The organism is Streptomyces sp. NPDC054796 (assembly GCF_053611545.1).
On sequence record NZ_JBSHAO010000113.1, the window covers coordinates 1 to 9,300 of the forward strand.

General features: G+C 73.6%; 7 protein-coding genes. 6 read left to right on the plus strand and 1 reads right to left on the minus strand.

The features are described 5' to 3' along the window. Positions 1 to 264 precede the first annotated feature (264 nt). From ACWGJ2_RS39465 to sucD, 5 genes are all read left to right on the plus strand, one after another. Positions 265 to 1,215, plus strand: coding sequence for a hypothetical protein (locus ACWGJ2_RS39465; protein WP_453351233.1), 951 nt, complete (start codon positions 265 to 267; stop codon positions 1,213 to 1,215). 101 nt (positions 1,216 to 1,316) lie between these two features. Beyond that, positions 1,317 to 2,588, plus strand: coding sequence for a hypothetical protein (locus ACWGJ2_RS39470; RefSeq protein ID WP_453351234.1), 1,272 nt, complete (start codon positions 1,317 to 1,319; stop codon positions 2,586 to 2,588). Between the two features lie 124 nt (positions 2,589 to 2,712). Continuing rightward, on the plus strand, positions 2,713 to 3,354 hold the full coding sequence (locus ACWGJ2_RS39475; protein WP_453351235.1) for a hypothetical protein: 642 nt from the start codon (positions 2,713 to 2,715) through the stop codon (positions 3,352 to 3,354). A 347-nt stretch (positions 3,355 to 3,701) separates the two neighbouring features. Further along, entirely contained in the window at positions 3,702 to 4,877 is a 1,176-nt protein-coding gene (gene sucC, locus ACWGJ2_RS39480) for an ADP-forming succinate--CoA ligase subunit beta (protein WP_453351236.1), read from the plus strand. A 23-nt stretch (positions 4,878 to 4,900) separates the two neighbouring features. Next, a complete protein-coding gene (gene sucD, locus ACWGJ2_RS39485; RefSeq protein WP_453351237.1) occupies positions 4,901 to 5,785 on the plus strand; it encodes a succinate--CoA ligase subunit alpha in 885 nt (294 codons plus the stop codon). Positions 5,786 to 6,020: 235 nt separating this feature from the next. On the opposite strand, the gene ACWGJ2_RS39490 is transcribed toward sucD, so the two are convergent. Further along, entirely contained in the window at positions 6,021 to 7,496 is a 1,476-nt protein-coding gene (locus ACWGJ2_RS39490) for an RNA polymerase sigma factor (protein WP_453351238.1), read from the minus strand. Positions 7,497 to 7,643: 147 nt separating this feature from the next. Between ACWGJ2_RS39490 and ACWGJ2_RS39495 the strand changes: the two genes are divergently transcribed. Further along, the gene (locus tag ACWGJ2_RS39495; RefSeq protein ID WP_453351239.1) at positions 7,644 to 9,080 is read left to right on the plus strand and encodes a cell division protein PerM; all 1,437 of its coding nucleotides are present in this window, start codon (positions 7,644 to 7,646) and stop codon (positions 9,078 to 9,080) included. The last annotated feature ends 220 nt before the right edge of the window (positions 9,081 to 9,300 follow it).

Here is a 9,300-nt window from a genome sequence, read left to right on the forward strand (position 1 = left end):
GGGTGGCCGGGGCGGGGCCGCGGTGGGGGGGGACGCGCGGGGGCATCGGGGGGGGGGGGTCCCGGGTCGCCCCGGCCACACCGGCCGACCGGTGACCCGGCCGCACGAGAAGTGAACAAGTTGTGACGGGAGTTGCGGAGGGGCCCGGTCCGCGTGCAAGGATCTCTCTCACCGCCGGAACGCAGGGCTCCGGGTCACTTTCCGTGACCCCGCGCGGCCCGTGTTCCGTAGCCCCGTCCCCATTCCCCGGGAAGGTCCCCCTCCTTGTCCGCTGCCTTCGCCATGCCTGCCGCCGTGCGCCTTCCGCGCACGGCAGTGGCGCGGCGTGCGCTGCTGACGGTGTTCTTCCTGGGGGGTTTCCTCGCTCTCGCGTTCCTCTTCGGCGGCAGCGCGCACGCGGACTCCGGTCCGCGGCAGGACGGTGCGGCCGGTGCCGGGTCCTCCAGCGGACTGCTGGAGCCCGGCGCCGGTGCGCTTCAGAAGGCGGGTAACGAGGCGGGCGCCGAGGCAGGCTCCGAAGAGAGCGACAAGGCGGAAGCGCAGGCGGACGCGGCACGCGCCGAGTTCGACCAGCAGCGCGCCGAGGCGCGCGAGGAGGCGGGCAGGACGACGGATGCCGTGGTCGAGCCGGTCGCCGAGAGCGCCGAGAACGGCGCGGAGCACACGGGCGGGGTCACCCGTCCCGTCGGCGAGAAGACCGTCGAGACCGTGCAGGGCGTCGCCCACACGGTGGGCCTCGACGAGCTGACGGACCGCCTCGGCCACGGCCAGCGGCCCGGCCACGGCGACGGCTCCGAGGGCCGCCCCTCGGACGGGCACGGCCAGGACGCCGCGCACGGCGAGCGGGACGACAAGGGCGCGGACGGCCCGCACGGGCCCCGGCACCACGCCTCGTCGCCGCCCTCGTTCGACCCCGCGCACAGCGGCCACGTGGCGCAGCACGCGGCAGCCGCCGCGCACGGCGCTGACGACAACGGCGGCGTCCCGGCGGACCGGCTCCCGCTGCGCCACCTGCCTGCCACGCCCGCTCCCACCTCCTCCACCTCGTCGCAGAGCTTCGGCGACGGCAACGGCTCGCGCGGTGGCGCGGACCAGCTCGCCGCCTACGTCAGCGACATGGAGCGCTACGGGCTGCCGCAGCCCGGCGCGGTGCGCGCCGCGCACACCTCGCCGACCCGTGACAGGGCCGGCGACATCCTCGAATTCCCCGGCTAGGGCGGACCGTCCACGCGTCTGCGTTCCCCGTACCTGCCACGCGGGGGTGGACAGGTCTGCCCACAGCCGATTCCCCTGAATTCGAAGGACTCTCCCCAATCATGCGCAAGAACATCCGCCGTACCGTCGTCCTCGCCGCTGCCGCCTCCGGGATCTGGGCGCTCGGCGCCGCCACCGCCAGCGCCGACGAGCTGCCCGTCGCGCCCGACGCCGGTTCCGTGACCGACTCGCTCAAGGGCGCCGACGCGGACTCCGCCACCGGCACGGTCACCGACACCGTCGAAGGGCTCAAGGGCGAGGTGCAGGACACCACCGACAGCGTCACCCAGAAGCTGCCCACCAAGCGCGTCCCGGAGACCGGCCTCGAGGACCTGTCCACGACCACCGCGCCGGACGCCGGTTCCGTGACGGACACCGTCGACGGTGTGACCGGCGGGCTCGCAGGCAAGACCGGTGACCTGGGCAAGGGCGGCGACGCGGCCAAGGGCGCCGTCAAGGGCGCCGAGAAGACCGCGGGCAAGACCGTCGGCAAGGCCACCGACGCGGCCGGTGACGTCAAGGGCAAGGGCACCAAGGCCGTCGACGGCCTCAAGGGCGAGGGGCTGCCGCAGGAGCTGCCGCAGGTCCCGGCCCTCGGCGCCGTCCACAGCCTGCCCACCACCACCGAGGGCCTGCCCGCTCAGGACCTGCCCACCGACGGGCTCCGGACCGACGGCCTCCCCGCCGTGCCCTCGGCCCCGGGCACCGGCGACCTCTTCAGCGGCATCGCCGCCGCAGGACTGCGCCCCGAGCAGCTCACCACGGCGCTCAAGGGCGGCACGACCCAGCAGGTCGTCAAGAACACCAAGCAGACCGTCACCACCGTGCAGCCGCTCGTGGGCCGTGCGGGCGTCGTCTCCGTGCTGCCGCCCGTCGCGCAGTCCTTCGTCGTGCGGACCCTGCCGGTCACCGCGCCGGTCACGGACCTCGCCGGTCAGACCACCGACGTCGCGGAGCAGGCCGCCGGTGACGCGGGCACGACCGCCGACCACGCCGTCTCCACCACCGTCCCCTACGCCGCGGGCATCACGATCCAGGCCGACGGTCTGGCCCAGGGCGTGACCGGTGACGTGGCCGGCCACGTCAGCGCCTTCGGCCAGAGCCTGGCCGCCGACGTCACCCCGTTCGCCGGTGGCCTCGGCAACAACGCCGCCACGGACACGCAGACCCTCGCGGGCAACGCCGTCACCGGCGTGCGGGGCGTCGACGCGGTGTCCGGTGCGGGTGACCTGACCGACGCCGCCAACATCCCGGCGCTGCCCGTCACCTCGACGCTGCCCGCCGCCACGCTGCCCGGCGCCTCCTCGCTGCCCGTCACCGTCCCGGCGGTCTGAGGGACAGTCCTCCATCCAGGCTGGTGGGGCGGCTCTCCGTGGGGGTGAGCCGCCCCGCCCTCCCTCCCCCTCCCTCTCCCACCTCCCTCCCCTCCACCACTACGGAATCGGGACAGCGATGCGCATGCGGAAGAGCATCCGCCGCGGAGCCGCCGTCGCCGCTGCCGCCGCCGGGCTGTGGGCCCTCGGGGCCACCGCGGCACAGGCGGACGGGCTGCCGTCGGCCGACGGCGTCCTCGGCACGGCGAGTACGGCGAGTACGGCAGGCACGGTCGACGTCGACGACGCCCTGGACACCAAGGACGTCCTGGACGACGGCACGGTGACGACCCTCCCCGCGAAGAAGGCGACCGGCCGGGACGTGCACGTGCCCGCGCACGTGAAGCGGACAGCGAAAACAGCGAAAACAGCGAAAACAGTTGGCACGGCGGAGACGGCGGAAACGGCGGAAACGGTAGGACATGCCCAGGAGAAGACCAGGGAAGCCGTGTCAGCGGCGCGAGGGACCCGTGCGCTTCCGGCGTCCACGGGAGCTCCGGCAGCCGGAACCGTGTCCGGCCTCGCGGCTGCGTCCGCCGTCCCGCACGCGCCCGATGTGCCGGAGGACGTGGTGATCGGGGTGCCCGAGGTGGTGCCCGGCGTGCCGAGCATCGGCGTCGTGCCGCTCTCGCTGCCCGGCATCCCGGGCGTCGGGCCGATACCCGGCGACTCGTCGTCGGTGCCGCCGGTCGTCGGCTCGCTCCCTTCGGTGCTGCTCGACCGCTGAGCGACGCCCCACCCCGGCCTGGCCGCGGCGGTCTCTGTGGGGAGAGCCGCCGAGGACGTCGGGCCATGGAAAGCGACAACGTCAGGGGTACGTACGAGGGACGGCGGTCCCTCGTACGTACCCCTGACGTACGCCGGTCTCCCCGGCCGCCGAGGCGCTCCGCAGCAGGCGGGAGACCATTTGTGACCGTTGTCACCGCGCCGGTGTGAGCTGCGATTTATGAAGCGCTCACGCACAGAGCTAACCTGCAAGGCGGACATGCCGCGCGCCACCGGCGACGCCGCGGCCACGCGGCACGCCCACGCTGACATCGACCGCGATACCACTGATTAAGGGGACGGACGCGCGTGGACCTGTTCGAGTACCAGGCGAGGGACATCTTCGCCAAGCATGACGTACCGGTGCTGGCCGGTGAAGTCATCGACACGCCCGAGGCGGCGCGCGAGGTGACCGAGCGTCTCGGCGGCCGCGCGGTCGTCAAGGCGCAGGTCAAGACCGGCGGCCGCGGCAAGGCCGGTGGCGTGAAGCTGGCCTCCGACCCGGCGGACGCTGTCGAGAAGGCCAACGCCATCCTGGGCATGGACATCAAGGGCCACACGGTCCACAAGGTGATGCTGGCCCAGACCGCGGACATCGCGGAGGAGTACTACGTCTCCTTCCTCCTCGACCGCACCAACCGCACCTTCCTGGCCATGGCCTCCGTCGAGGGCGGCGTGGAGATCGAAGAGGTCGCCGCGACCAAGCCCGAGGCGCTCGCCAAGATCCCGGTCGACGCCATCGAGGGCGTCACCGAGGCGAAGGCCCGCGAGATCGTCGAGGCGGCGAAGTTCCCGGCCGAGCTGCACGACCAGGTCGTGAACGTCCTCCAGAAGCTGTGGGACGTCTTCGTCAAGGAGGACGCCCTCCTCGTCGAGGTGAACCCCCTCGTCAAGACCGGCGACGGCAAGGTCATCGCGCTGGACGGCAAGGTGTCCCTGGACGCCAACGCCGACTTCCGCCAGCCCGACCACGACGCGCTGGAGGACAAGGCCGCCGCCAACCCGCTCGAGGCGGCTGCCAAGGCCAAGGGCCTGAACTACGTCAAGCTCGACGACGGCCAGGTCGGCATCATCGGCAACGGCGCGGGTCTGGTCATGTCGACCCTCGACGTCGTCGCGTACGCCGGTGAGGCGCACAGCAACGTCAAGCCCGCCAACTTCCTGGACATCGGCGGCGGCGCCTCGGCCGAGGTCATGGCCAACGGCCTGGAGATCATCCTCGGCGACCCGGACGTCAAGTCCGTCTTCGTCAACGTCTTCGGCGGCATCACCGCCTGCGACGCCGTGGCCAACGGCATCGTCCAGGCCCTGGAGCTGCTCAAGAGCAAGGGTGAGGACGTCAACAAGCCGCTGGTCGTGCGCCTCGACGGCAACAACGCGGAGCTGGGTCGCAAGATCCTGACCGACGCCAACCACCCGCTCGTGCAGCAGGTGGACACCATGGACGGAGCGGCCGACCGCGCCGCCGAGCTGGCTGCCAAGTAAGAGGGACGAGGACACCGAGAACCATGGCTATCTTCCTTACCAAGGAGAGCAAGGTCATCGTCCAGGGGATGACCGGCTCGGAGGGCCAGAAGCACACCAAGCGGATGCTGGCCTCCGGCACCAACATCGTCGGCGGTGTGAACCCGCGCAAGGCGGGCACCACCGTGGACTTCGACGGCACCGAGGTGCCCGTCTTCGGCGGCGTGAAGGAGGCCATCGAGGCCACCGGCGCCGACGTGACCGTCATCTTCGTCCCGCCGAAGTTCAGCAAGGACGCTGTTGTCGAGGCCGTCGACGCGGGCATCGGCCTCGCAGTCGTGATCACCGAGGGCATCGCGGTCCACGACACCGCCTACTTCTGGGACTACGCCGCCCAGAAGGGCAACAAGACGCGGATCGTCGGCCCCAACTGCCCCGGCCTCATCACCCCGGGCCAGTCCAACGCGGGCATCATCCCGTCGGACATCACCAAGCCGGGCCGCATCGGCCTGGTGTCGAAGTCCGGCACGCTCACGTACCAGATGATGTACGAGCTGCGCGACATCGGCTTCTCGACGGCCGTGGGCATCGGCGGTGACCCGGTCATCGGCACGACGCACATCGACGCGCTGCGCGCGTTCGAGGCGGACCCCGACACCGACCTGATCGTGATGATCGGCGAGATCGGCGGCGACGCCGAGGAGCGGGCCGCGGACTTCATCAAGGAGAACGTGACCAAGCCGGTCGTCGGCTACGTCGCGGGCTTCACCGCTCCCGAGGGCAAGACCATGGGTCACGCGGGCGCCATCGTCTCCGGTTCGTCCGGCACGGCGCAGGCGAAGAAGGAGGCCCTGGAGGCCGCGGGCGTGAAGGTCGGCAAGACCCCGTCCGAGACCGCGCGCCTGGCGCGCGAGCAGCTCGGCGGCTGACGGCGGCCCTACGGGCCGTGCGGCCCGAGCCGGCTGACGTGGCCGTGCCGACCGCACCGGTTGCGCTGGCTGCGCCGGTCGTGCTGGCCGTACCGGTTGCACCGGTCGTGCTGGCTGCGCTGGCCGTACCGGCTGCACCGGTCGTGTCGGCCGTACCGGCCGCGCACGGCTGACGCCGAGCCTGACGCGCCGAGGCCGTCCGGTCTCCGTGCGAACGCTGACGGGCCCGTCCCCCTCACCGGGGGGCGGGCCCGTCAGCGTGGCGCGACCCGGCCACGGCCGCCCGGACCGGACCGGGGAACCGGCCCTGGAACAGCCCGGGCCCACCCGCCTCCCCGGTCTTCCCGGCTTCCCCGGTCTTCGCCGCCCTCGCCGCTTTCCGGAGGGCCTTCTCCCGCTCCCGCTGCTCGGCGCGTTCCCGCTGCTGCGCCCGTTCGCGCTTCTTCTCGCGCTCGCGTGCCTCCTCCCGCTCACGCTCCCGGGCGACCGCCTCCGTCCGCGGCTGGTCGCGCTTCAGCTCGCCGTCGGGCGTGAAGTCGTCCATGTGCATGCGGCGGTTGACGGAGCGCAACTGGGGCGCGTACGCGGAGCCGGAGGTCTCCGGCGCGGCTCCGGGCAGGGGCTGGACGATGCCGAGGACCGCGTCCTTGGCCTTCCGCTCACCACCGCTCGGGTGTCCCCCCTTGGCACCGCGCGCATGCTGGTCCGCGCCCGGGTCCGCGCCCGCGCCCGAGCTGTCCGGGGGCCCGGCGGAGGGGGCGAAGCGCGTGCTGCCGACGGCCTGCCCCCGCGCCTTGTCGTCGGCCGGCCGGTCAGCGCCGTCGGACCCGTTCCACAGCGCGGCCCCGGTGAACACGGCGACCGTGACCGTCAGACCGACCGCGGCACCGTGCCGACGCCGCGTCCGGCGTTCGCCGCCGCGCCGCACGAGCCGCGCCGGGCGCGTGCGCGCGGGCTGTGCCGCGGCCAGCTCCCGCAGCCGCGCGGAGAGCAGGACGCCGCGCGGCGCGCCCGGCTCGTCCCGCAGCTCCGGCATCCGTTCGAGTACGGCGTCGCGCGCGTGCTCCAGCCGCCCGGCCGTGGCCGGAGTGCTCGCCTCCGTCTCGGCGGCGATGGCGGACAGGCCGACGCCGAGACCGTCGTGCAGGAGGAGCGCGGCGCGGTACGAGGGAGGCAGCGCCAGCAGCGCTTCGAGCAGCGCCCGGTCGGAGGCGGGGGCGCGACGGGTGTCCCGGTGCCGTCGCCGGGGGCGGAGCCGACGCCAGGGGGAGAGCGCGTACGTGTACATCGCGGCCCTGACCCACCCGCCAGGGTCCGGGTCGACGGCGACCTCGGGCCAGCGCTCCCAGGCCAGATGGAACGCGGCGGCGACGGCCCGGTCCGCCATCCGACGGTGCCCGCACAGCAGGAACGCCTGGCGGCTGAGGGCGGGAGCGTGTTGCGCGTACAGGGCGTCGAAGGCGCGCGCCGGGGTTTCGGGCCGCGTGGGAACGGTGGCGGATGTGACGGGGGTGAGGGGGGTGACGAGGGCGACGAGCGCGAGCAGGTCCTCCTCGTTCTCCCACACCCCGGTCCCGGTCCCGGGCCGGGTTCCGGGTTCCGGTTCCGGGTCCGGGTCCGGGTCCGGGTCCGCTTTTGGCTCCGGTGGCGGCTCGGCGTCGGCCTTCTTCCTGGTGGGACGCTCGGAACGGCGGCCGTCTCCGCCCCTCACGCGCCCGGCTTCCTCTCCACACTCGGGTACGAGGGCCGGATCGCTCTGGCACTTTGTGTGAAAAGATACATACGGACATCCTGGGCGACACAGCGACGATTCGCGCGATACCGGGGCGAAACGGGTGTTCTTGGCAGCATGGCGCCCGTGAGCCAAGTGACGCATCGCAGCCCCTCGTTGTCCCCGTACGCCCGAACGGCGCGGCGACCGCTGCCCGCGTCCGGTGCCTGGCTGTTCGGGGGAGCCGTCGCCGCGTGCCTGGGCCTCGGCCTCCTCGCCGTCGTCGTGCTGCTCCTGTGGATCACCTCGCCGTACCCGGACAGCGGCCCTGGCGGCGCGCTCCACGTCGCCGCCGACCTCTGGCTGCTCGCGCACGGGGCGCGACTCGTGCGCGCCGAGACCCTGTCGGGGCAGTCCGCGCCCATGGCGCTCACCCCGATGCTGCTCGCCGTGCCACCCGCCTGGCTGCTGTACCGCACGACGCTGCTCGCCCTCGTGGAGGGGGAGGAGCGCGGGGACGGGCGCGGCCCGAGGTCCGTCGTCGGCTGGGTGGCGGGCGGATACCTGCTGGTCGCGGGCGCGGCCGTCTGCTACACGGCCACTGGTCCGCTGCGTGTCGACGTGCTCAGCGCCGTGCTCCGGCTGCCGCTCTTCGTGCTCGGCGTGACGGCCGTCGCGGGATGGCTGGGCGGCGGGCGGCCCGCGCTGGAGCTGCCCGCGCGGCTGAACCGACTGCGTTGGCTGCGCTGGCTGAAACGGGTGTTCGCGCGCCCGCTGCTCCGCGTCCTCACCCGGCGACGGGTCCTCACCGCCGTACGGGGCGCGGGTGCCGCCGTGGCCGTACTGGTCGGGGGCGGTGCGCTGCTCGCCGGTGGCGTGACGGTGTGGCACGCGGGGGCCGCGCAGCGGGCGTTTCCGCAGCTCACGGACTCGTGGTCGGGCTACGTCGCGGTGCTGTTGGCCGCCGTCGCGCTGGTGCCGAACGCCGCCGTCTGGGGGGCGGCGTACGCGCTCGGGCCCGGGTTCACGCTCGGGGCGGGCAGCGTGGTGAATCCGCTGGACGGCGCCGTCGGGTATCCGCAGCTTCCGCACTTTCCGCTGCTCGCGGCGTTGCCGGGGGAGGGGGGTGGGGGGCCGCTGACCTGGGGGGTGGGGGTGCTGCCGCTTGTGGCGGGGGTGGTGGGTGGGTGGTACGTCGGGCGCGACGTCGCGCCTACGGCCGGGGCCGATGGGCGCGCGGACGCGGAGGGGGTGGGGGGCACGTTGCTGGTGTCCGTGCTCACGGCCTGCTGCTGCGGCGCGCTGATGGCGCTCCTCGCGGGGTTCGCGGGGGGCGCGCTCGGCACGGGCGCCTTGGCCCACTTCGGGCCGAGCTGGTGGCGGACGGGGGGAGCGGCGCTGTGCGTGGTGGGAGTGCTGGGGGTTCCGGTGGCGTTGGTGGTGCGGGGGTGGCGTGTGCGCGGAGGGAGGCGCGAGGGCCGCTCGCGCGACGAGTGGCACACGACCGCGTCACGTCACACGCGGTGGGCGGCCCTCAAAAAGGCATCGGGCGGCCTGATGAACGACTTCGATCCCCGGCACTGAGCGCTGCGCTTTGCTGTTTGTCGTTTTTCGGGTGCGGGTGGGTGGCTTCGGCGCGGTGTGTGGTTGCGGTGCGGTGTGGCTGGCGCCGCGTGGTTCTTGGTTTGTGCCGGTGGTCGTGTGGGGTTGGTGTGTGGGTGGGGGTCGGTGCCGTGGTGGGGGGGGGGGGACGCGGGGGGGCAGGGTGGGGGGGGGTGGTGGGGGTTCGGACGGCCGGCGGGGC